This window comes from Rhizobium sp. X9 (assembly GCF_018873185.1).
Taxonomy (GTDB): domain Bacteria; phylum Pseudomonadota; class Alphaproteobacteria; order Rhizobiales; family Rhizobiaceae; genus Agrobacterium; species Agrobacterium oryzihabitans.
This window is the reverse complement of record NZ_CP071312.1, coordinates 128,508-150,134: the sequence shown is the minus strand read 5'-3', so window position 1 is coordinate 150,134 and position 21,627 is coordinate 128,508. Positions and strand designations below refer to the sequence as shown.

The following is a 21,627-nucleotide window of genomic DNA, read 5'->3' as shown; positions in this document are numbered from 1 at the left end:
CATCTTGGTTGACGCTGAATCTCACCCCGTTCGCCGCTACGCAGTGCGCCAGGGCTTGACGAGTGAGTTGCCACGCGGTGCAATTTACAGCAGGAGGATGTCAATGAGCGCTGATTTGAGAACGGAACAACGGAACCAGACTGACGCTGGCGACCAAATGGTCGCTGCGCGACGTCTGCATGACTTGCTGGTAGGTAAAGATGATCTTGAACGGTTGCCCTCGATTGAAGAATGCAGGGAGATCGTCGACCTTTTAGTAGCGCACTACAAGCAAGCTTAAACTGTCCTAGATAGCCCAACTTGACGTCGTGGGAGAAGTTATGGCGGCCGAGAGGGCAGTCCTCGACACGAGCCAGCGATCTCTGTAAGCTATTGATAGGGTCGATAGGAGGCCGGTTCAATGGGAACGTCTGTACCGCCAACTGATAACCAAGCCGATGAAAATGCCAGCTTTGGTAGCGGGCTCGGCGCGGACTTCAAGCCCCTCGGTAAACGGATCACTGTCAAGATGGCCCGCGATGCCAAGCCTCTGAAGACAAGGCTTCAGTCGACGGGTAACCCAATCTCGCCGCGCAAACCCTGATGGCCGTCCTGAGTTAACGGCTGGCTAAACGTCTCGCCTGTCATCGAGCGGCGAAAGTTGAGTGGTAGTAGATGGCACCTGCCAGCATCTTCGCCTCAGAAAGCGGCTCGTACTCCGACATGCCACGTTCGGCGTCGACAATACGACGAAGCGACAATCTATTGTGTGGTTCTCTAAGCAGCGCCAAAACATGCTTGGCGGTGGCATGTGCACCGAGGAAAGTTGCGTCGACGCTGGTCCCCCCATGGGCAGAGCCAGTGCGTCGGTAGCGCGGCACAATTTCGTTCGAAGTCACAATCAGTGAGACAATGCGGGTAGCCCGCTCCGTCTGCAGACTCGCCTCGAATTTCGCTACGATGACGTTCGATTCATGGCTCGGCGGGGGTGGCGGCGCATGCGGCGCGAGATCGCCGGAGAATTTGATCCTGATGTTATTTAGCTTATTTGTTTTCTTGGCCACTTTTGGCTGTCTCGTAGGTTGATTTTCTATTGTGTTCAGAAATGGGCTATTCCGCAACAGCCGACAAAGAATAAACGACGCTCTCCGCGCCTAACGGGGGGAGCGCCGTCCAAGCCTGACGGAGTCGACGGTCGGCAGGTGCGCCGGCTGGGGAACTGCCCGGAATGCTTCTAGCAGCAGCTGGTACGCAAATCTTCCAGTTATCCTTTAGTCCCGGAAGACCCTTGGCCCGTCAATCAATCGCCGCCAAGGGAATTCAACGGGCTCTTTCGCTAATATCATCAACCGAAGTGCTTTGCTGGCTACCGGGTTAGGATGCATGGCTGCGTGGAGCTTCCAGTTTGATGCCGCATGGGGATTCTGACACGTCAAAATTTCCATTGCGGCCGACGGCACCCGGCATCACGCTAGGAGCGTAACGAGTCAAGTTCGAACGAATGGAAGCAACTATGTCAAACGAGATACATATCGCTCGTACCAGATTTCAAACGCTGGACGAGGTCGGAAACGTTGTCAGCACGACTTACGGCGCTCGCATCTACGATGACCTTGGATGCACATATGTGAATTTCCATGAAACGCTGGACGAACTGCTGGAATTGGACGCAACCGAACTTGTTGAGTATGTCAAAGGGCACAGCGAGTTAGGCGCGGAGATGCTTTCCATGACCGATTTTTCGCGATTGTTCGTAGATGATGAGTGGCTGAACGAGCCATCGACGGATGAAGATCCTACCTTCGCCTAATATCATGCCGACGGAGCTGGGGACGTAGCCGGCGTGGGGGCGCGGGGAAGGTGATACCATCGTCCAACTCTCGCTAACTGTCTCCGATTGCACGGGAGGCTTCGTTGACTGAGAAGACTCCGGGCAACAACTGATCCGCCAGTTCGACCGGGAAGGACAGTCTGAGCCTTGAATGCGATGTTTCGACTTGGGCTATCCCGCGATCAATTAGCGCTGCGACGGGCGGCGATTTGAAACCGACGCTTGTCCCCGCTAGGCCGTCAATCTCGGCGAAGTCCACCGTACCACGGCCGACTAGGGTCGACACGACCACGTCGGACTTTGGTGGCATTGAACCTGAGCGTATTCCGTTTTGCGCCCATGTCCTAGCTCGTTCACGCAGCTTGTGCGTATCCATGAGGTTGGTCATGAACGCCACCTCTTCGATACAGGTCACCAGGAAGTACTCAGCGAAGGCAGCAAGGGCGCCTTCACTGAGCGTTCCTCGACCATCGAGACCGCCGCGCCGAGGCTCGTCGCACGACTGGAGATGTGCTCTGTATTCCTTTTCCGTTCGCGCAAGACCTCGAGAGAGCGACCAGAGAGAGCTGGTGCTGGTGGCCGACTGAATGGCGGCGTTGGAGACAAGCCTAGCGACGCGACCGTTACCGTCGAGGAACGGATGTACCCAGAGCAGGCGGTGATGGCAGCATGCGGCGGCGAGTATCGCTTCTGCCGGGCCTCTGATTTTGTATGCCTGCTCCATCCGAACGAGAAACCGAGGCACTGCGCCAGGGCTGATCGCAACGTGTCGGCCCACCTGGACTCTCTCGGTCCTTATGGCTCCAGGTTCCAACACGATTTTTCGCCCCTCCTCACTGGGGCCGATTACAAGGAAGGCGGGCGGGAGGCGCTCGCAAAATCGCCTGTGGATTTCGTGGACAACGCCAACCGAGAAACCGGCAGCTAGAACTTTTTCGTCGTCAATCCACTTTTGCGTGGCGATGTGTGCGCAAGCTTCCAACTGCAGATCGCGTATCCTCGCGTCAGGGCTGAATTCACCACGCATCGAACGGTCGATATCAAGCGGATCGATTTGGTGGCCTTCGATCAGGTTGCTACAATAGCATTCTACGGAGCGGACGATATCAGCAAAGGCCTCTGCGATTGCGCCGGGCAGCGAAGCTGAGAACGCCAACGACATCTCAATTAGCGACAAAGTCAGTTCGTTCAGTTTGGTGCGCGTCTTCGCTCCTTCGGAAACGATGAGCGGTTCGAATTGGCCAATGCTTTCGCCGTCATCGGTCGCTGACACATTGGCCTCCTCTCTTCGTCCTCACCCTCGTAGTTGGGGCGAATACGCGCAATGCAAAGACGGCAGATGCGACCGCAGGCACATCAAGAACACCATATGTCCATATCGGCACTCGAAGTTAACTTTTGCAGCATACGAGCACCCTGTCTTAGGTCGATCTGAACACAATATGGATGAGTTGATACAGAATGAACAAGAAAAATATACTCAGGCGCGTCGTGGTCGCCTTGGGTGCCGTTGGCGTGCTGACAATCGTACTGCTGGTGGGCGCGTTGGGGACAGGACTGCGTATCGTCGATGTCCCCGCCGATGATGCATCTGGTAAAATGCGACGGGTAATAGGTCTGCCGCTCTACGGCTATTCGATCCTCGACACTGTTTCAGACTTCTGCTCACGCCGGTTTCCGGAAAGCGGCGCGATTAGCGGCTACGAGAGAACCAAGTGCGTTGACGACGCGGTGCACAACATTGCCACTAAAAAATTTATTGTCACCATCCGCGAGTGGGAGACAGTCTTCTAGTTTTCTGCACGCCGCGGCGTCGGTGAGGGGTTACTTTTGGCCGAATCTTCTCGGTCTCTCAAGTTCATATACCCTTGCCGCTTGCGCGCCTTCTCAAGCATCCCATCTTATAGGCACACAAATGGACTACATAACTTTTTCTCAGGGCGTCCATGTTCTTACCGCAGTTAATCGAGAAAGCATAAAGTGGTGGGACCGCCGGTTCGGAATGTACCCTATTCTCCCAAGGGATATCTGCCAACAGCTGATCGAAGGAATCGATTACCCTCCCCGGTTCGACTTAACGCGGATGTTGACTGAACCTCGTCTCGCTCGTTTTGAAATCGAAAGCTTCGACGAGATCGGAGAGGTTTACCGCGCGGAGCGTGAACTGGTTTTGGACGATGGGGGAAGCTTACATCAATGCTTCTTGGATATACGTCCCAATCTTCGAGATAGTGGTATCGGGACGCACTTCGCGCGAAACTGCTACAACTTAGCTCAGAGGTACGGCCTGTCCCGCTTGACCGTCAAGGCAGTCGCTGGGGGAAGTTACTACTGGGCACGTGCAGGATTTTTACCATCTCGGGAGAGCTGGAACGGACCCGACTGCAAGCCAGCGATCCGCACTAGACTGGATGCTATTCCCGGACTTTCGCCGACGGTGAGAGGGCGAGCAGAGGCGGCACTCGATTCATCCGAGCCAAAAGATATCTGGCAGTTAACGGCGTTACGAACCTTGGTGCGCTCCAAAGACGATCCTTCCCGACACGTAACGTTGGGACGGTCACTGCTTGGCGAGAGCGGAGCGAGCTGGGAGGGATCGATACTGTTTCTCGATCACGAACTCCATGAGCGGCAGCATGCGCGGGCGAGGCTCTATATGGGATTGGGCCCACTAGAATGAGTGGCTTCGTAATCCCTGGCGACTTCTCGAACGAGATTGAGGTCAATGACGAGTAGCTCCGCCACCGCCTCTTCCGGGAGATTCTCTTCCTTCAAGAAGCTCAAAATGTCATGGCGAAGTACATCGGTAAGCTGTCCAGCGTTTGCTCTGTCGATCTCGTCCATGTCCGACAGCATGGCTTCGGTACCATCAATGAACCCTTGTCGTGCCATTAAACTCTCTCCAAGTCCGCAGCTTAACGAGGCCGGCAAAATCCACTGTGGTTAAGTGGATAGCGACCCAACGATCTCCTGGCAAGTCTGATATGCAATCAGGATACAGAGCGTGCCTTATTCAGATAGACACGAGTTTTCGGCCGTTGTCTGAATGGCACAAGTGGGCAGTTGCTAAAAAATTTGCTGGCATCCGAACGCTCACCAGCCTTCCCGTCGGCGACGCCATGGTAATTTGGAAACGATTGAATGAGTAGGCCCGACGCTGCCGTTCAAAACGGTAATACCGCCGTGTTGCAGGCGTTTCGATAGAGGTCCGGACTGCCTCGGTCGCGTTGGCCGGGCTGCGTCGGTCTGCGAAACCGACTTCGAAATTTTACAAGGGTATTGAGTGGCTGTGGGGCTTTCATCCTGGCTCCCACAGATTGGTCCCACCGGCACAACCGCTGTAACGGTAAATCGCACAACGGCCTCCGGATCAAGCGGACTTCGTTTGGTGCGCATTTGACGCACTAGGTAGCGCAGAGTACGCAGTACATGCGTCTCGCCACCACCGTTCGCTGTCATGTTAGCCTAACGATACTGATCTCATCTTGTCAGGCGACGCCTACTGGCATTCACAGCGCACTCTAAGGCATCATAAACTTGGTTCAGCTGACGTCCCGCAAACGCAGGTATCGGCGAGCGAAGCGAGCTCCAGCCGTGGCGAACAACAGCCGGTCGCTCGCCATATCGCTTTATGTAGGTCATTTCCCGGCCGACGGCCGAGCCATTAGCGTAGTCGAACCTGACGATTGCCAGATCGTCATCATATGGGAGAAACTCGACGTTCGTTATCGTCACCTCCTGCACCTCAAGCTCGGACGGAGATAGGAAACGCGTCCAGTCACGGCCTTGGAACAAGTCATCCAAGTTCGCTCCAATGTCGCCGCAAGCCTTAGGGTCCCACAAGAGCAGGTTATCGAATGCTTGTAGGTAGCGGACGACACCATCATTGATGACCTCAAGTGCCGCATCATCCTCCCCGAGATCCTGTGCGCGATATCGGAGCAGGCGCTCCGCTGTTGCAAACTCCTTAGACGCGTCGAATATCTCGAGCTTGTCTTCAAAGGTGACCGATCTCCGCACACCCCATTCGTCGTAGCCGTCCGTAGAGCGATGCTCCTTACCAGGGAAGATGATCTCGTAGCAGTCGTAAGATCGCCCATCTTCAGGCATGCGACGTGCGCCGAATATCGCCGGCTTGGGTGCGATCGACGGCAGCGCCTCGGTGATAGCCATGGAAAGGGTAGGGGCCTCGCCCAGGCGGTTACCGTCGCTGTATTTATCGAAGAATCTCAGCGGAAGCACGCAAAGGTTAGGACAGTCGAGTACTGGATCGAAGGCATGTTCGTTAAATGTGGCGGTAGGTGCAATCACGGGAGTCTCTCGGTTGTCTGTATGACAAAATGGTCGTGTGGATATTGATGCGCCGCAAGTGAAATCTTCTGCAGCGCTCATACGACAGCGGTGGCGATGGGCCAGAGCGATGTCTGACGCGCCAAGGCGTCTGCTCGAACGCGGCTATCAGCGTTGCGCTGCGAGGGTTTCGCAAAGAGGTTCTGGGTTTCGATTATTCGGCTGGCTGGTGAACGGCCCTTGGCAAACGGCGAGCACATAGGTGGCCGATTTAGCGTAATGCTAGGTGACTTTTGCTTCGCCAAGCCCCCCGCATTTGCCTGCACAAGCCGCTGCTGGATATCCGTGGAGCCGGTCTTTGAAATAAATCATTAGTAGTATAAAACGAAAAAATAAAAAAATTTGGAAAATATAAGTATTGTTGCGTAGAACCGAATTAAATCGGTAATTTGGTTTCTAAAAGCGACATGTGCTTCCCAATTATGCGTATTGAATATTTGTAATCAAAATCGATTGCGGCTTGCGTTCGCCTCATGTTCTTGAAGTGTTTGGGCGGAATGGTCGGTGTCGGCAAGATTATTCTAGGACATTAGGTGCTGTTGGGGCGTTCTTGCTGGCTCCCCACACAATCTTCCAAACTCTCTTGCGTTCGGCAGTTTGCGGGTATATACCCGAAACAAATGTCAAACGATAGCTGCCACTGCATTCTGTTGCGCAAAGCATCCCGCAAGGTCTCGTCCTATTATGACGAGGCGCTGGCGCCGCTTGGCGTCAATATCGGCCAGTTCAGCCTGTTGCGGAACATTAATCGCATGGCGCCGGTGTCGCTCACCGATCTCGCCGCACGGGTGGAGCTGGATCGCTCCACCGTCGGCCGCAATGCCAAGGTGCTGGCGCGCATGGGGCTGGTGGCCATCGGCCATGGCGAAGACCAGCGGGAGGCGATGCTGACTGTGACCGGGGAGGGGCAGGCTATCCTGAAGGCGGGTGCTCCGCTCTGGGACGGCGTGCAGGATGAGATCGAGGCCCGGCTTGGCCCGGAAAAGACCATGCAATTGCAGGAACTGCTCGCAGCACTGTAATTTTTTGATGATAAAACGGGTATCTGCCCGCAATATAGGGTATATACCCGTAAAATTCGGCCCTCGGCCGCTGGAAAGGGATTTTGAACATGCTCTCCACACGCCTTGCCAGCTGGATGGCCGGCAGAAACATACACTATGGCTGGCTCGTTGCCGCAACCACCTTTCTGACCATGCTGGCCACTGCCGGTGCGATGGGATCGGCCGGGGTGATGATCCAGCCGCTGCACCAGGAATTCGGCTGGGATATTGCCGATATCTCCTCCGCCATGGCGGTGAGGCTGGTGCTCTTCGGCCTGCTCGGGCCTTTTGCTGCCGCTTTCATGAACCATTTCGGCATTCGCCAGGTGGTGTCGACGGCGCTTGCCCTGATCATGGGCGGCATTGTCGCCTCGTTTTTCATGACTGAGGTGTGGCAGTTGCTGCTGCTCTGGGGCGTGGTGATCGGTGTCGGCACCGGCATGACGGCGCTGGTGCTGGGGGCGACCGTGGCGTCGCGCTGGTTTTCCAAGCGCCGGGGACTGGTGATCGGTCTGATGACAGCCAGCAATGCTACCGGCCAGCTGGTTTTTCTGCCCCTGCTCGCGGCGTTGACGGAAGCGTACGGTTGGCGAACCGCGCTGACGCTGTCGGTGGCGGTGATTGCGGCCGCCATGATTCTCGTGCTGCTTTTGATGCGTGACCATCCCGCCGATGTCGGCCTTCCCGCCTATGGCGAGACGGTGGTGGCGAAACCGCCGAAGCAGGACCACAAGCTCCTTGCAACGCTGGTATCTCCGCTTGTGACGTTGAAGAGCGTGTCCGGGAACCCGGTGTTCTGGGTGTTGTTCGGTACATTCTTCGTTTGCGGACTTTCGACCAATGGTCTTATCCAGACGCACTGGATTTCCATCTGCGGTGATTTCGGCATGGCCGCGGTAACGGCTGCGGGCACATTGGCGGTCATCGGCATTTTCGATTTCTTCGGCACCATCTTCGCCGGCTGGCTTTCCGACCGTTTCGACAACCGCTTCCTGCTTTTCTGGTTTTATGGCCTGCGCGGACTGTCCCTGATTTATCTCTCCTTCTCGGGTTTCAGCTTCGTGGAGCTTTCAGTCTTCGCCGTGTTTTACGGGCTGGACTGGGTGGCGACCGTGCCACCGACGGTGAAACTTGCCGCTGAGAATTTCGGACGCGAAAAGGCGGGCCTCGTTTTCGGCTGGGTGTTTGCAGGGCATCAGCTGGGGGCTGCCACTGCTGCCTTTGGCGCCGGCTTCTTCAAGAGCGACTTCGACACTTACATGCCCGCACTCCAGATTGCCGGCCTGATGTGCATGATCGCCGCTGTCTCGGTGCTGCTGCTCAAAAAGCCGGGCTCCGCGACTTTGGCAACGCAGGCCGCATAACAGCCAGTCGATGCAAACAGGGAGGCCTGTGGACGCGGGCCTCCTTCTTATTGTCCTGCCTCTCTTTGGCAATTGATCGTTGTCACGGCTGCTTGTTGCGCAATTGTCACAATATGCGCCGTGTAGACTTTCTGGCTCCGCATTGGCCTTTCGGTTTGATCCATCTCAATCCGCTTGCCTCTCCCTTGGCGATAGTGGCTGCAGCGGTTGCGGCAAGCGAGGATTCGCGAGGGCCCGCCGTCTTCAGCCGGTTTCCCGGGCTTGCCCGGCTGCGGCGCGCTATAGGAGAGATGGAATGACGAACAGGAACAAAAAAACCGCCTTGCTTGCCAGTATTGCGACCAGTGTCGCAGCGATGCTGATGTCGGCCAACGCGATGGCCGCCGATCTTGCCCCGGCTGCACCGGCGCCCACCGCCGAAGAGGCGATCGCGGCGGCAAGCCCGTGGATGCTGCGCGTGCGTGGCCTGGGCGTCATCACCCATGACAGCGGCAGCGTGGACGGTGTGCCGGGTGCCGGCCTGTCCTATTCGGATACCGTGATCCCCGAACTCGACATCAGCTATTTCTTCACCCCGAATATCGCTGCCGAACTCATCCTTGGCACCACCTACGCCAAGATCAATGGAGAGGGCGTGCTTGCCGGCACGCCGGTGGGCAAGACATGGCTGCTGCCGCCGACACTGACCCTGCAATATCACTTTACCGATTTCGGCGCCTTCAAGCCTTATATCGGCGCGGGCGTGAACTATTCGATGTTTTACAACCAGTCCGAAAAACCCGGTTTCAGCAATCTCGACGTCAAGAACAAGTTCGGTGCGGCCATGCAGGTTGGCTTCGACTATATGCTGGACGAGCATTGGGGTGTGAACTTCGACGTGAAGAAGATTTTCCTGAAAACCGACTGGACCGCGGAACTCGGCGGCACGCCGATCAGCGGCAAGGCAAAGCTTGATCCCTGGTTGATCGGCGCGGGTATCACCTATCGTTTCTGACGCCCTTGTCGCGCCTTTGACGGGCGGCGCGTTATCGGTTATACGGACGGCCACGGGCAAAGAGCCCCGGCCGTCCGCAGGCGTTTACGCCCCTGGTGAAGCTCTTTCCTGAATAACGGTCATCCCCATGTTTTGCATGTCGTCGATGGCAACGCGGACCCCATTCGGAAAATTCGGCATGCGCATGTTGGAGAACCGTTATGAACGCGCCCAAACCGCTTCCCGCGCTTGAGGGACTGAAAGAACAGGCAAAACGGCTGCGTGCCGCCCTTGAGGCAGAGGGACAGGCAATCACCCATTCAAAGGCGCTGGAACTCATCGCCGCGCAATATGGCTTCCGCGACTGGAACACGCTGCATGCCGCGGCCGGCAATCGCCCGGCTTTCAACCCCTATCTGTTGGGTTCCAGGGTGGAGGGTTTTTACCTTGGCCAACCCTTCGTGGCCTCCGTGCTGGGCGTGCAGGCGCTCGGCGGCGACCCGGAACGATATAGGCTGACCCTGCATCTTGACGATCCTGTGGACGTTGTGACTTTCGAGAGCTTCTCGGCTTTCCGGCAGCGCGTCCACTGCAACATCGACACGTCCGGGCGCACGGTGGAGAAAACCTCCAACGGCCGGCCGCAGGTGGAGCTGGTCTGGTAGGGTAACGAGGCAGATTCTGAAGGTTGCGAAGCCAGTCGCACCGCGTTCCGGCCAAGGGTCGGAATGCGGTTTGCCGCTATTGGTGTGCTGTTGTTCGGGTACACACGCTACTACTCGCTTTAATAGGCAGAAATCGCGTAAGCGGTTGCAATCTGGGTTTGGGCGGCAGTATAGTCTCCTCCAAATTACGATTTTTGCATTTTCATAAATAATTTTGGATGAGGTATTGATGAGCGCGGTCCGCAATCCCGGGCGTTGGATTTACGTCGATTCCATTCGAGGCATAGCGGCTCTGGCGGTGATATACATTCATATCGCTGAAGTGGCGTATAAGAATAAATTTACGACAAATGCGCCTGAATATTATCTGTTCTATTTTTTCACGGAATACTTCGACCTCGGAAAAATCGCCGTTGTCATGTTCTTCGCTGTTTCCGGTTTTGTTATTCCATTCTCACTGCTGAAGGCAAACAGGGCGCCTCTGCGCAGCTTTGCGATTTCGCGATTTTTCAGGCTTTACCCCGCCTACTGGGTGTCGATCGTCCTTGCTCTGGCAATTATTCCGCTGGTTCGGGGAGATGCCTTCTCGCCTACCCAGATCATCGCCAATGTGACGATGCTGCAGCAGTTTCTGGGTCAGCAAAATATTCTCGGGGTCTATTGGACGCTGCAGATAGAAATCCTGTTTTACGTCGTCAGCGCCATGCTGTTTTATGTCAGGCTTCTTCACAAGCCGGAGGGGGCCGCCGGCGCCGTGGTGTTCTTCCTGTTCTGCGCGCTCGCCATGGGGGCTGCGCGTTATGGTACGGGCATCAAATTGCCGGTCGCCATTCCGCTTGGGCTGACCGTCATGTTCTGGGGATTGTTATGGCGTCACGGTGCCAGCGAAGAGGCCGGAGCGCCTATGCGGCGGCTCATCCATGCCACTTCCCTCCTCATCATCTTGACCGTGCCCGTCGTCAGCCTTCTGAGCTATAATGTGGATATGGGTTTCGGCGAGACCTGGTATCGTTATACGATCGCCTATTATGCGGGGATGGCGCTGTTTGCGCTCTTCACGACAAGGCTCCGCATCACGCATCCGGTTTTCGTCTGGCTTGGCGCAATAAGCTATTCCGTCTATCTACTCGGACCTGTCGCCCAGCCGATCGTGGAATATATGCTTCCCTATCGACAACTGGCGCCCTATCCGGTTCATGTCACGATCGTCTTGGCCTGGGCTCTGACGGTGGCCATGGCCTATGTGAGCTACAGATTGATCGAATTGCCGGCGCAGACATTGGGCAAGAAACTCGCCTCACGCCAGCCCGCTCAGGCGGCGGTATCATCGGCGTAAAATAGGCCCCGGCATTGCCGCGCTTGGCGGTAATGCCGGGTGCGATCAGTCTCAGATCCGCTTGCCCGATGCGTCGAACAGGTGGAAATCCTTTGCCTGAGCGGCGATCCGCAGTGTTTCGCCAATGCGCAGCTGCGAGCGGCCGTGGACGCGAAAGACGATGGTGGTGCCGTCGGCGAAGGAGCCGTGTACGTAGCTTTCCGCGCCCACCAGTTCCACGGCGTCCACCTGTACGTTGCCCGTAAAGGCGGCGTCCATCGGTTCCGCATCCGCCAGCGTGATGTCTTCCGGTCGGATGCCGAGCGTGGCGACGTTTTGCGGCAGCGCGCCGGTTCCATTCACCGACCAGCCGGACGAAGCGTTGGCTGACGCCGCACCATAGGTCAGAAGGTTCATGGATGGCGAACCGATGAAGGTGGCAACGAAGGTGGTGGCCGGTTTTTCATAGAGCTCGATCGGCGTGCCCATCTGTTCGATGCGCCCGGCATTCAGCACCACCAGCCTGTCGGCCAGCGTCATGGCCTCCATCTGGTCATGGGTCACGTAGACGCTGGTGGTGGCGAGCGAGCGTTGCAGACGGCGGATTTCGACGCGCATCTGCACGCGCAGCTTGGCATCGAGGTTGGAGAGCGGTTCATCGAACAGGAAGGCTGCGGGTTTGCGCACGATGGCGCGGCCCATGGCCACACGCTGGCGCTGGCCGCCGGAAAGCTGGCGCGGCTTGCGCTCCAGGAACTGTTCGATTTCGAGCGCCTTCGCAGCCTCGGTGATGCGCCGCTCGATCTCGTCCTTGGGCGTGTTTCTGTTCTTCAGGCCGTAGGCAAGGTTCTGGCGCACCGTCATATGCGGATAAAGCGCATAGTTCTGGAACACCATGGCGATGTCACGATCGGATGGTTCCAGATCGTTGACGACCCGGTCGCCGATGATGATCTGACCGCCCGATATGCCTTCCAGCCCTGCGATCATGCGTAGCAGCGTGGATTTTCCGCAGCCGGAGGGACCGACCAGCACGATCATCTCGCCATCGGCGATTTCCATCGATACGCCCTTGATGGCCTCGACATTGCCGCCGTAAACCTTGCGGACGTCTTTCAGCGCAATTTTTGCCATTACTTCTCGGTCTCCACCAAACCTTTGACGAACCAGCGCTGCATCAGCACCACAACGATAATCGGGGGGATGATGGCGAGGATCGCCGTCACCATCACATAATTCCAGGGCGTCGAAGCGTCGGTGAAATCCACCATGCGCTTGAGGCCGATGATGATCGTGTTCATCTTGGCGTCGTTGGTCACGAGCAGCGGCCAGAGATATTGGGTCCAGCCGTAGATGAACAGGATCACGAAAAGAGCGGCGATATTGGTTTTCGATAGCGGCAGCAGAATATCGCGCATGAAGCGGAACGGGCCGGCATTGTCGATACGCGCCGCCTCGACCATTTCTCCCGGTATTGTCAGGAAGAATTGCCGGAACAGGAAGGTCGCCGTCGCGGACGCCATCAGCGGCAGTGTCAGCCCTGCATAGGTGTCGATCAGGCCCAGATCAACGATGACCTTGTAGGTGGGCAGGATGCGCACTTCCACCGGAAGCATGAGCGTGATGAAGATCATCCAGAAGAAGCCCATGCGGAATGGAAAGCGGAAAAACACGATGGCGAAGGCCGACAGGAACGAAATGACGATCTTGCCGATGGCAATGGCGAGCGCGACCACGAAGCTGTTGAACAGCAGCCGTTCAAGGCTGACGCCAACCACTCTTTCGACGCCCCCGACCATGGCGTCCTTATAGTTTTCGCCAAGATGGTCGCCGGGCAGCAGCGACATTGGCGGGCGGATGATGTCATTCGACGTCATGGATGACGCGATGAAGGTGTAATAGATCGGGAAGGCCACGATGATGATGCCGAGAACCAGCATCAGATGGGCGATCACGCGGGCGACCGGGCGATTTTCAATCATCAGGAAATCCTCAGCCGTAATGCACGCGCTTCTCGACGAAGCGGAACTGGAAGGCGGTCAGCGCAATGACGATCACCATCAGGATGACGGATTGCGCGGCGGAAGAGCCGAGGTTGAGGTTCACGAAGCCATCATTATAGACCTTGTAGACCAGCGTTTCCGTCGCCTTGGCCGGTCCACCGCCGGTGACGGCATGGATGATGCCGAAGGTATCGAAGAAGGCATAGACGGTGTTGACGACCAGAAGGAAGAAGGTTGTCGGCGCAAGCAGCGGGAAAACGATGGTCCAGAAGCGTCGCGCACCGCGCGCACCGTCAATGGAGGCTGCTTCCAGCAATGATTTCGGAATTGCCTGCAAGCCTGCGACAAAGAACAGGAAATTGTAGCTGATCTGTTTCCAGGCCGCCGCCGCGACGACGAGCAGCATGGCCTGATTGCCGTTCAGCAAAGGGTCCCACATGATGCCGTTGCGGCGCAGGATATAGGAGAAGGTTCCCATGGCCGGGTTGAACATGAAGAGCCACAGCATGCCCGCCACGGCGGGCGCCACCGCATAGGGCATGATCATCATGGTGCGGTAAAAACCCTTGCCGCGTACGACCCGGTCTGCCGCCGTGGCGAGAAGCAGGGCGAGGCCCATCGAGACGAGTGCTGTCAGAATGCTGAAGATGACCGTAACGTGCAGCGCGTTCAGATAGCTTTCGTCCGAAAGCACGGCGGAAAAATTGGCGAGCCCGACGAAATTGCTGTTCAGCCCGAAGGCGTCCTCGCGCATGGTCGACTGGTAGAGCGCCTGGCTGGCGGGCCAGAAGAAAAAGATCACCGTCAGGATGATCTGCGGCGCGACCAGCAGATAAGGTAGGATCTTGTTGGGGAATACGACGCTTTGCACGGCGATCTCCTGATGAGATGGGAATGCCGCCCGCACCCGATAAGGATGCGGGCGGGGCAGGGGATCGGTTAGTTGCCGGCGGCCTGCTTGATGGCCGCATCACCGCGCGTGACAATCTTGTCGAGTGCGGATTTTGCGTCCTGCTTGCCGGCCAGCATCGCCTCGAACTCCTCGTTCATGATGTCGCGCACCTGCGGCAGGTTCACGAGACGCACGCCCTTGGAGTTTTCTGTCGGCGGCTTGCCCATCATCTGCAGAAGCGGTGTTTCGCGGCCGGGGTTCTTTTCATAGAATCCGGATTTTTTGGTTTCCTCATAGGCCGCGATCGTCACCGGCATATAGCCGGAGACCTGATGCAGACGAGACTGGATTTTGGTCTGGGAAAGGAAATGGAAGAATTCGGCCACACCCTTATATTCGGCTTCGCTCTTGCCGCCGAAGACCCAGAGGCTGGCGCCGCCGGGAATGGTGTTTTGCGGACCATGGCCCTCGTAATAGGGAAGCTGGCCGATACCGTAATTCATGCCGGTCTTGATGATATCGCCGAGGCCACCGGAGGATTCGGTCAGGATGCCGCATTCGCCGGACATGAACAGCTGCTTGGCTTCCGAAGTGCGGCCGCCATAACGGAAGGTTCCGTCCTTCGCGAGGTCGGCGATGGCCTGGAAGTGCTCGACGAAGAGCGGTGCATTGACCGCAAGCTTCACATCGTTGCCGCCAAGGCCGTTTTCATTGCTGCCATAGGAGACGTTGTTCCAGGCGGCAAAGTTCTCGGTCTGGATCCAGGTGAGCCATGTGGAGGTGAAACCGCATTGGGCCGCACCGCTGTTCTTGATCTTCTTGGCAGCTTCGAACACCTCGGGCCAGGTCTTTGGCGGATTGGCCGGATCGAGGCCCGCCTTCTGGAAGGTGTCCTTGTTATAATAAAGGATCGGCGAGGACGAATTGTAAGGGAAGGACAGCATGGTGCCGTCAGGCTTGGAATAATAGGCCACGATGCCGGCCAGGTATTCTTCCTTGTTGAAGGTGTAGCCACCTTCCTTCAGCACTTCCGCCACCGGCTTGATGGCGCCGGCAGCGCCCATCATCACGCCGGAACCGGCGTCGAAGACCTGAATGATCGCGGGCGGCTGCTTGGCGCGAAATGCGGCAATGCCGGCATTCAGCGTTTCCGGATAGGTGCCCTTGAAGACGGGCGTGATCTTGTAGTCTTTCTGGCTGTCGTTGAACTCTTTCGCAAGCGCGTCCACGACCTCGTTATTGGCGCCGGTCATGGCGTGCCACCACTGGATTTCCGTCGCAGCGAAAGCATTCGATGTGACAAAAAACGAAAGCGCGGATGCCGCAGCAAGGCGGTAGCTGAGTTTTTTCAAGGCGATTCCTCCCGTTATGAAAACAGTAAAAGATACAGCCCCTTATTGCAGCCTATCCTCCACGATATGGCTACGGGCGACCCTTTCTGTATTAGCGATGTGATTTAAAGCGAACTCTAACGAAAATGCAATAGAACGTGGAACGATTAAAACGAAAGTGAACGAAACGGTTTTATTATTCCATTTCGTCGGCGCTTTGGTTTTTTCGTGTGCTGGCGGTCGAGGGTGAGCAGCAAGGCGTCGGGAGAGGTTCGTCAGCTGCGACGTTGGTGGCTTTTTTGAAGCGCCAGCCTCCCCTCATTCCTGTGACAGGCACAGGAATGAGGGTGGAGGGTGAGGGGGCGCACAAGCACCGGCATGGTGGCGAGTTAAAGTGCGCGGGATATTGATATGTTATTACATTACGTATTAAAGTGCCGCAAATCCTATAACCATAAAGGTGCGGCAGTGTTCGGAATGAAGCGGAAGAAGGCAATTGCACCAAAAGACGATTCGGCTGTCGCGCCATCCTCCCGCACCGTACCGGTCACCCTGCTCACCGGCTTTCTGGGTGCGGGCAAGACCACGCTTCTGAACGAACTTCTGGCCGATCCGGCGATGCGCGATGCCGCCGTCATCGTCAACGAGTTTGGTTCGGTGCCTATCGATCACGGTCTGGTCCGAACGGGTTCGGAACGTTATTTCAGAACTACGACAGGCTGTATCTGCTGCACGGCCATCAGCGATATCCGAACCTCCCTTTACGAGTTGCATCAGGCCTTTCTGGAGGGGATGACGTCGGAAATATCGCGGGTTGTCATCGAGACCACGGGCCTTGCCGATCCCGCGCCGATCATCAACAGCCTGATCCCCGGCGGCACAGCGGCTATCGGCCTGCGGGACCATATCGTCGCCCGGCACTTTCATCTCTCGGGCGTCGTCACGGCCTTCGATGTCACCTCGGGTCGGGTAATGCTCGACAGTTTCATCGAGGGCTGGAAACAGCTCGCCTTTGCCGACCACATCGTTCTGACCAAAACCGATCTCGCCGATGCAACCGCGATGAGCCGCGAAAGCCTCTCCGATCTCAATCCCGCCGCCGCCCTGCATGATCGCAATGCAGGCGATTTCGATCTTCTGTCGCTGTTTGCGGAGGCGAATTATTCGTTGCGCGGCAAGCCGGAGGATGTGCCGGGATGGCTGGCGGTCGACAGGCTGAACCTGCATGCCGGCCATGACCATGATATCAACCGACATGGTGCGGGTATCGAGGCTTTCGATCTGACATTTGACGGGGCGTTCGACCCGCAGGCGATTATTACCTTTCTCGAACTCGTCACCAGCAATGTGCATTCCGGTCTGCTGCGGCTCAAGGGAATTTTCGGCGCGACGGATGATCCGGAGCGTCCGGTGGTCGCCCATGCCGTGCAACACCGGCTTTATCCGCTGAGTCGGCTGGAGCGCTGGCCCGACGGCAACCATGCGACGCGAGTCGTCCTCATCGGCAGGGACATGCCGCAGCGGCCGATCCGCGATCTTTTTGACACATTGGCCTCACAGGCGGGGCGAAAGGTTTATCGATGACGGCGAGAACAAATCCGCTGGCGCGCAGCGGCTCTGCCATCGTTTCGCAGGCCCGCCTTCTAAAGCAATGGACGCGGGAACTGCTTTGCCTCTCAGCGGATGACACCGTTTCCGTCAGCGAGCTTTCCTGCGCCCTGCCGGATTGCCCTCCCATTGAAACCGTGATCCTCGTTCTGTCCACATCCGGCGAAAGCCGGCAATTGTCTGTTCACAAGGCACTTCTGGATGTCGCGTTTGACGATATTGTCAGCGCCATTGCCGCCGAACCGCCTGAAGCCGGCCGTGAGTAACACCGCCGCGCTTGACGGCAACCACCGTCATCCGGCACTTGGGCGGCGGCAGCAGGATTCGCTGATTGTGAAGGGGAAGGGATGGCCGATCTGGCGGTATATGCGGGGTTGTTTCTGACGGCCTTTGTTGCGGCGACCATCCTGCCCATGCAGTCGGAGGCCGCACTTGCCGGCCTCATCCTTTTGAAAGCCCAGCCCGTCTGGCTGCTGGTTGTTGTGGCCAGCGCCGGCAATGTCGCCGGCTCCTTCGCCAACTGGCTGCTTGGCCGCGGCATTGAGCGCTTTCGGCACAGGCGCTGGTTTCCCGTCGGTGAAGCGGCGCTGCAAAGGGCGCAGAACTGGTACAGGCGTTACGGCAAATGGTCGCTCCTTTTAAGCTGGGCGCCGCTGATCGGCGATCCGCTGACGGTTGCCGCCGGGATTATGAAGGAGCCGCTGCCGATTTTTCTTCTGCTCGTCACCATCGCCAAGGTTGGGCGTTATCTCGTGCTGACGCTGGTGACGTTGAATTTTCTCTGAATTCTCTCGTCGCCATGCCGGACTTGATCCGGCATCCAGCCACGGCGCGTCTGCGCCGTGAAAACACTCTTTCGCGATCAAGGACTTGATCGGGCTGGACCCCGGATCTAGTCCGGGGTGACGGCGTGTGGATGCTTCGCCTTAGTCAAAAAGCTTTACTCAAGCCGCCCGCCGATCCCAGCTGGCGAAGGGATCGGGCAGGTGCCGCCACGCATCCGGCGTGAAAGCCTCGGTGTTGATAAGGCAGGCATCAAGCTGGGCGCGGATGCGCGCTTCGCTCATCGGATCGGAGCCGATGAAGACGATTTCCTGTCGGCGGTCGCCAAAGACCGGATCGAGATAGGGCTTCATCATGTCGAGAAACTGCTGTTCGCGCGGCCATTGTTCCCTGGGCACGGCAGACCACCACAGGCCCATCTTGCCGGTGCGCACCAGTGCGCCCGCCTGGCTGATCTCGCCCACATAACCCGGCCGGGTGGCCAGCCAGAAGAACCCCTTGGCGCGCACCACGCCCGGCCAGGCACGGTCGATGAAGCGCTGGAACAGCACGGGATCGAACGGCTTCTTGGCGCGATAGACGAAGGAGCGGATGCCATATTCCTCGGTCTCGGGAATATGGTCCTTGAAACCGTGCAGTTCCTTGAACCACAGGGGATGTTCTTCGGCTCTGGCGAAGTCGAAACGGCCGGTGCCCAGCACTTCTTTCAGCTCCACCTTGCCGAAATCCGCCTCGATGAGTTTCGCATCCGGGTTCAATCCGACGATGATCTTTCGGGCGGCGTCCCGCTCATCCGGCGTCGCGGTGCCGATCTTGTTCAAGACGACGACATCGGCGAATTCGATCTGCTCCACCAGAAGGTCGACGATGGTGCGGTTGTCGCCTTCGCCCGCCGTCTCGCCACGGTCTGCCAGAAAATCGGAAGAGCCATAGTCATTGAGAAGATTGGCGGCATCCACCACCGTCACCATGGTGTCGAGATGCGCCACATCGGAGAGACTGCGGCCGTTCTCATCACGAAAATCGAAGGTGGCTGCGACCGGAAGCGGCTCGGCGATGCCGGTGGATTCGATCAGGAGATAATCGAACCGCCCCTGTTCGGCGAGTGCCCGCACCTCGGTCAGAAGATCATCGCGCAGCGTGCAACAGATGCAGCCATTGGTCATTTCCACAAGCTGTTCCTCGGTGCGGGAAAGATTGGCGCCGCCATCGCGCACCAGTGCCGCGTCGATATTGATCTCGCTCATGTCGTTGACGATCAGCGCGACCCGCAGACCATCGCGGTTGGCGAGTATATGGTTCAGAAGCGTCGTTTTGCCGGCGCCGAGAAAGCCGGAGAGGACGGTGACAGGGAGTTTTTTCGACATCAGGACCTCGTTTTGTAGCAACGGTAGTGTGGGCCTCACAGCGGCCACGGCAGGCGATCTGAAAACGATGTGGCTTACTGCACCATCGTTTTTCGATATGTAACGTAATAACATTACATACACGCATAGTGTCAACAGGTTGTCGGAAAATTGCGGGTCGAGTTGGGTAGTCGTTCGCGCGGACGAGTAAAAAGTGCCCTTTCGTCATCGACGATAAGCCTGGCGCCACACTTGCCGTCATCCTCGGGCTCGACCCGAGGATCCATAGCCCGGTGCGACCATGGACCCTCGAGGCAAGCCCGAGGGTGACGGCGTGGGTGGGGTAGAGTCCGCCTTTCCAAGAGTTAATGTTATTTCATTACGTATTCGTTTGACGAATGTAATAACATTACATATTAGGGGTCATCAATTGAAATCCTGCCCCGGAGGGATCGATGAACGATCCGTGCCTTGCCTTCAAAAATCTGACGCTTGGATATGGCGGCCGCGCAGCGGTGCATCATCTGGATGGCGATATCGCCAAGGGCTCGCTCACGGCGGTGGTCGGCGCCAATGGGTCGGGAAAATCGACGTTGATGAAGGGTATTGCCGGCATTCTGAAGCCACTCGGCGGTGAATGCCGTGTCAGCCCCGGCGTTTCCATTGCCTATCTGCCGCAGCAATCTGAACTCGACCGTACCTTTCCGGCGCAGGTGCGTGATCTCGTTGCGCTTGGTCTCTGGCCGAGGCGCGGCCTGCTCGGCCGCCACCGTTCTGAGGATCGGGTGGCGATGGCCCGCGTGCTGGAAGTGGTCGGGCTTTCCGGTTTTGAAAAGCGCAATATCGATTCACTCTCCGGCGGCCAGCTGCAGCGCGCCCTGTTTGCACGCGCCATGTTGCAGGATGCGCAACTGATTCTGCTGGATGAACCATTCAACGCCGTCGACGAGCGCACGGTGTCCGATCTTCTGGCGATGATCGAGGCCTGGGTTGCTGAGGGGCGGACTGTTCTGGCCGTTCTCCATGACCAGCAATTGGTACGGCAGCATTTCCCGCAGACGCTGTTCCTCGCACGAAAACTCGTTGGACTTGGCCCGACGGCCGACGTCCTGAAGGCGGATAACATCCGGCAGGCGCGGCATTTCCACGAGGCGTGGGAGGAAAATGCGCCCTGGTGTGAACCGGCTGACGCACCTGTGCTCAATACGCGCGCCGTAAGTTCGCCGGTGGCGCCCGCACATTCTCATTCCCCCTCCCACGCGAATTCGAATGCCCATGGCTGATATCTTCATCGAACCATTCGTTCAGTATGTCTTCATGCAGCGCGCCCTTGCCGGCGCCTTGATCCTTGCCATCAGTTGCGGGCCGGTCGGAGTTTTTCTGATGCTGCGCCGCATGAGCCTGACGGGTGACGCCATGTCACACGCCATCCTGCCGGGTGCTGCCGTCGGCTTTCTGTTTTATGGCCTTGAGATTTTGCCGATGACCATCGGCGGGCTGGTTGTCGGCCTTCTGGTCGCGCTCGGTGCCGGTGCGGTATCGCGTTTCACCATCCAGAAGGAAGACGCCTCGCTTGCCGCCTTTTATCTCATTTCGCTGGCGCTTGGCGTGCTGCTAGTCTCGTGGCGCGGCTCCAGCGTCGATCTCATGCATGTGCTTTTCGGAACGGTGCTTGCGTTGAACAATGAAGCGCTAGGCCTGATCGGCGGCATCTCAATCGTAACGCTGGTGGTGATCACGGTGTTCTGGCGGGCGTTGCTGGCGGAGTGCCTCGATCCCCTGTTTCTGCGCTCCGTCAGCAACTGGGGCAGCCCCGTGCACTTCCTCTTCCTCGCCATCGTCGTTCTCAATCTGGTCGGCGGGTTTCAGGCGCTTGGAACCCTGCTTTCGGTGGGGCTGATGATGCTGCCCGCCGCCGCCAGCCGCTTCTGGTCCAACCGCGTCGCGCCCATGTGTTTCATCTCCATCGGCATCGGCATTGTCTCCTGCTTTGCGGGCCTGCTTCTTTCCTATCACGCGTCGCTGCCATCCGGCCCGGCGATCATCCTTTCTGCGGGCGTCATCTATGCGCTTTCCATTCTCGTCGGCACGCGTGGCGTGCTCAGCGATCTTCTCGGTTCCGGTCGTCACCGAACGGCCTGAAA

23 protein-coding genes are annotated in these 21,627 nt (G+C 57.6%); 14 read left to right on the top strand and 9 right to left on the bottom strand.

The window, feature by feature from the left end; genetic code table 11:
* Positions 1-103: 103 nt before the first annotated feature.
* Positions 104-280: a hypothetical protein gene (locus JZY08_RS15870; RefSeq protein ID WP_216332416.1), complete on the top strand. Its 177-nt coding sequence runs from the start codon at positions 104-106 to the stop codon at positions 278-280.
* Between the two features lie 120 nt (positions 281-400).
* A complete protein-coding gene (locus JZY08_RS15865) occupies positions 401-583 on the top strand; it encodes a hypothetical protein (protein WP_216332414.1) in 183 nt (60 codons plus the stop codon).
* A gap of 40 nt (positions 584-623) precedes the next feature.
* Here the strand turns inward: JZY08_RS15865 and JZY08_RS15860 are convergent, their stop codons facing one another.
* Entirely contained in the window at positions 624-1,043 is a 420-nt protein-coding gene (locus tag JZY08_RS15860; RefSeq protein WP_216332413.1) for a hypothetical protein, read from the bottom strand.
* Positions 1,044-1,492: 449 nt separating this feature from the next.
* Here JZY08_RS15860 and JZY08_RS15855 point away from each other — a divergent pair, with 449 nt between their 5' ends.
* Entirely contained in the window at positions 1,493-1,789 is a 297-nt protein-coding gene (locus JZY08_RS15855) for a hypothetical protein (RefSeq protein ID WP_216332411.1), read from the top strand.
* A 73-nt stretch (positions 1,790-1,862) separates the two neighbouring features.
* Here JZY08_RS15855 and JZY08_RS15850 read toward each other — a convergent pair whose 3' ends face one another.
* Entirely contained in the window at positions 1,863-3,083 is a 1,221-nt protein-coding gene (locus JZY08_RS15850) for a Fic family protein (protein ID WP_216332409.1), read from the bottom strand.
* 188 nt (positions 3,084-3,271) lie between these two features.
* Between JZY08_RS15850 and JZY08_RS15845 the strand changes: the two genes are divergently transcribed.
* Positions 3,272-3,604, top strand: a complete 333-nt coding sequence (locus JZY08_RS15845; RefSeq protein ID WP_216332407.1) for a hypothetical protein — start codon at positions 3,272-3,274, stop codon at positions 3,602-3,604.
* A gap of 858 nt (positions 3,605-4,462) precedes the next feature.
* Here the strand turns inward: JZY08_RS15845 and JZY08_RS15840 are convergent.
* Both JZY08_RS15840 and JZY08_RS15835 read right to left on the bottom strand, forming a co-directional pair.
* The gene (locus JZY08_RS15840; protein WP_216332405.1) at positions 4,463-4,702 is read right to left on the bottom strand and encodes a hypothetical protein; all 240 of its coding nucleotides are present in this window, start codon (positions 4,700-4,702) and stop codon (positions 4,463-4,465) included.
* A 588-nt stretch (positions 4,703-5,290) separates the two neighbouring features.
* Entirely contained in the window at positions 5,291-6,121 is an 831-nt protein-coding gene (locus JZY08_RS15835; protein ID WP_216332404.1) for a hypothetical protein, read from the bottom strand.
* A gap of 659 nt (positions 6,122-6,780) precedes the next feature.
* Here JZY08_RS15835 and JZY08_RS15830 point away from each other — a divergent pair.
* From JZY08_RS15830 to JZY08_RS15810, 5 genes are all read left to right on the top strand, one after another.
* Entirely contained in the window at positions 6,781-7,182 is a 402-nt protein-coding gene (locus JZY08_RS15830) for a MarR family winged helix-turn-helix transcriptional regulator (RefSeq protein WP_003500039.1), read from the top strand.
* A gap of 89 nt (positions 7,183-7,271) precedes the next feature.
* Positions 7,272-8,567, top strand: coding sequence for an MFS transporter (locus JZY08_RS15825; protein ID WP_137038829.1), 1,296 nt, complete (start codon positions 7,272-7,274; stop codon positions 8,565-8,567).
* Between the two features lie 295 nt (positions 8,568-8,862).
* Entirely contained in the window at positions 8,863-9,561 is a 699-nt protein-coding gene (locus JZY08_RS15820) for an OmpW family protein (protein WP_216332402.1), read from the top strand.
* Positions 9,562-9,761: 200 nt separating this feature from the next.
* Positions 9,762-10,205: a glyoxalase superfamily protein gene (locus JZY08_RS15815; RefSeq protein ID WP_216332399.1), complete on the top strand. Its 444-nt coding sequence runs from the start codon at positions 9,762-9,764 to the stop codon at positions 10,203-10,205.
* 229 nt (positions 10,206-10,434) lie between these two features.
* Positions 10,435-11,541, top strand: coding sequence for an acyltransferase (locus JZY08_RS15810; RefSeq protein ID WP_216332397.1), 1,107 nt, complete (start codon positions 10,435-10,437; stop codon positions 11,539-11,541).
* Positions 11,542-11,592: 51 nt separating this feature from the next.
* Here the strand turns inward: JZY08_RS15810 and JZY08_RS15805 are convergent, their stop codons facing one another.
* The 4 genes from JZY08_RS15805 to ugpB all read right to left on the bottom strand — a co-directional run bounded on the left by JZY08_RS15805 (position 11,593) and on the right by ugpB (position 15,773).
* Entirely contained in the window at positions 11,593-12,654 is a 1,062-nt protein-coding gene (locus JZY08_RS15805; protein WP_003500027.1) for a sn-glycerol-3-phosphate import ATP-binding protein UgpC, read from the bottom strand.
* The gene (gene ugpE / locus JZY08_RS15800) at positions 12,654-13,502 is read right to left on the bottom strand and encodes a sn-glycerol-3-phosphate ABC transporter permease UgpE (protein WP_003500025.1); all 849 of its coding nucleotides are present in this window, start codon (positions 13,500-13,502) and stop codon (positions 12,654-12,656) included. The genes JZY08_RS15805 and ugpE overlap by 1 nt, the downstream gene beginning before the upstream one ends.
* Before the next feature lie 10 nt (positions 13,503-13,512).
* Positions 13,513-14,394 carry a sn-glycerol-3-phosphate ABC transporter permease UgpA gene (gene ugpA / locus JZY08_RS15795; RefSeq protein ID WP_035243432.1) on the bottom strand — a complete coding sequence of 294 codons (882 nt, stop codon included), beginning with the start codon at positions 14,392-14,394 and terminating at the stop codon, positions 13,513-13,515.
* A 68-nt stretch (positions 14,395-14,462) separates the two neighbouring features.
* On the bottom strand, positions 14,463-15,773 hold the full coding sequence (gene ugpB, locus JZY08_RS15790; protein WP_216333415.1) for a sn-glycerol-3-phosphate ABC transporter substrate-binding protein UgpB: 1,311 nt from the start codon (positions 15,771-15,773) through the stop codon (positions 14,463-14,465).
* 450 nt (positions 15,774-16,223) lie between these two features.
* Here ugpB and JZY08_RS15785 point away from each other — a divergent pair, with 450 nt between their 5' ends.
* From JZY08_RS15785 to JZY08_RS15775, 3 genes are all read left to right on the top strand, one after another.
* Complete coding sequence (locus JZY08_RS15785; RefSeq protein ID WP_216332396.1) at positions 16,224-17,330, top strand: GTP-binding protein; 1,107 nt, start codon at positions 16,224-16,226, stop codon at positions 17,328-17,330.
* The gene (locus tag JZY08_RS15780; RefSeq protein ID WP_216332394.1) at positions 17,327-17,620 is read left to right on the top strand and encodes a hypothetical protein; all 294 of its coding nucleotides are present in this window, start codon (positions 17,327-17,329) and stop codon (positions 17,618-17,620) included. The genes JZY08_RS15785 and JZY08_RS15780 overlap by 4 nt, the downstream gene beginning before the upstream one ends.
* Before the next feature lie 81 nt (positions 17,621-17,701).
* The gene (locus JZY08_RS15775; protein WP_003499998.1) at positions 17,702-18,139 is read left to right on the top strand and encodes a YqaA family protein; all 438 of its coding nucleotides are present in this window, start codon (positions 17,702-17,704) and stop codon (positions 18,137-18,139) included.
* 159 nt (positions 18,140-18,298) lie between these two features.
* Here the strand turns inward: JZY08_RS15775 and zigA are convergent, their stop codons facing one another.
* Entirely contained in the window at positions 18,299-19,504 is a 1,206-nt protein-coding gene (gene zigA, locus JZY08_RS15770) for a zinc metallochaperone GTPase ZigA (RefSeq protein WP_216332392.1), read from the bottom strand.
* A 434-nt stretch (positions 19,505-19,938) separates the two neighbouring features.
* Between zigA and aztA the strand changes: the two genes are divergently transcribed.
* Together aztA and aztB are read left to right on the top strand one after the other, a co-directional pair.
* Positions 19,939-20,766, top strand: a complete 828-nt coding sequence (gene aztA / locus JZY08_RS15765) for a zinc ABC transporter ATP-binding protein AztA (protein ID WP_216332390.1) — start codon at positions 19,939-19,941, stop codon at positions 20,764-20,766.
* Positions 20,759-21,625 (top strand): zinc ABC transporter permease AztB, encoded by an 867-nt coding sequence (gene aztB, locus JZY08_RS15760; protein ID WP_216332388.1) that lies wholly within the window; start codon positions 20,759-20,761, stop codon positions 21,623-21,625. Before aztA ends, aztB begins: the two co-directional genes overlap by 8 nt.
* Positions 21,626-21,627 lie beyond the last annotated feature (2 nt).

Coding starts and splice junctions, on each gene's coding strand:
- JZY08_RS15815 (WP_216332399.1), top strand. CDS start 9,762: ATGAACGCGCCCAAACCGCTTCCCGCGCTTGAGGGACTGAAAGAACAG.
- JZY08_RS15845 (WP_216332407.1), top strand. CDS start 3,272: ATGAACAAGAAAAATATACTCAGGCGCGTCGTGGTCGCCTTGGGTGCC.
- JZY08_RS15810 (WP_216332397.1), top strand. CDS start 10,435: ATGAGCGCGGTCCGCAATCCCGGGCGTTGGATTTACGTCGATTCCATT.
- zigA (WP_216332392.1), bottom strand. CDS start 19,504: ATGTCGAAAAAACTCCCTGTCACCGTCCTCTCCGGCTTTCTCGGCGCC.
- JZY08_RS15870 (WP_216332416.1), top strand. CDS start 104: ATGAGCGCTGATTTGAGAACGGAACAACGGAACCAGACTGACGCTGGC.
- ugpE (WP_003500025.1), bottom strand. CDS start 13,502: ATGATTGAAAATCGCCCGGTCGCCCGCGTGATCGCCCATCTGATGCTG.
- aztB (WP_216332388.1), top strand. CDS start 20,759: ATGGCTGATATCTTCATCGAACCATTCGTTCAGTATGTCTTCATGCAG.
- aztA (WP_216332390.1), top strand. CDS start 19,939: ATGAACGATCCGTGCCTTGCCTTCAAAAATCTGACGCTTGGATATGGC.
- JZY08_RS15785 (WP_216332396.1), top strand. CDS start 16,224: ATGAAGCGGAAGAAGGCAATTGCACCAAAAGACGATTCGGCTGTCGCG.
- JZY08_RS15865 (WP_216332414.1), top strand. CDS start 401: ATGGGAACGTCTGTACCGCCAACTGATAACCAAGCCGATGAAAATGCC.
- JZY08_RS15825 (WP_137038829.1), top strand. CDS start 7,272: ATGCTCTCCACACGCCTTGCCAGCTGGATGGCCGGCAGAAACATACAC.
- JZY08_RS15830 (WP_003500039.1), top strand. CDS start 6,781: ATGTCAAACGATAGCTGCCACTGCATTCTGTTGCGCAAAGCATCCCGC.
- JZY08_RS15780 (WP_216332394.1), top strand. CDS start 17,327: ATGACGGCGAGAACAAATCCGCTGGCGCGCAGCGGCTCTGCCATCGTT.
- JZY08_RS15840 (WP_216332405.1), bottom strand. CDS start 4,702: ATGGCACGACAAGGGTTCATTGATGGTACCGAAGCCATGCTGTCGGAC.
- JZY08_RS15820 (WP_216332402.1), top strand. CDS start 8,863: ATGACGAACAGGAACAAAAAAACCGCCTTGCTTGCCAGTATTGCGACC.
- JZY08_RS15855 (WP_216332411.1), top strand. CDS start 1,493: ATGTCAAACGAGATACATATCGCTCGTACCAGATTTCAAACGCTGGAC.
- JZY08_RS15805 (WP_003500027.1), bottom strand. CDS start 12,654: ATGGCAAAAATTGCGCTGAAAGACGTCCGCAAGGTTTACGGCGGCAAT.
- JZY08_RS15775 (WP_003499998.1), top strand. CDS start 17,702: ATGGCCGATCTGGCGGTATATGCGGGGTTGTTTCTGACGGCCTTTGTT.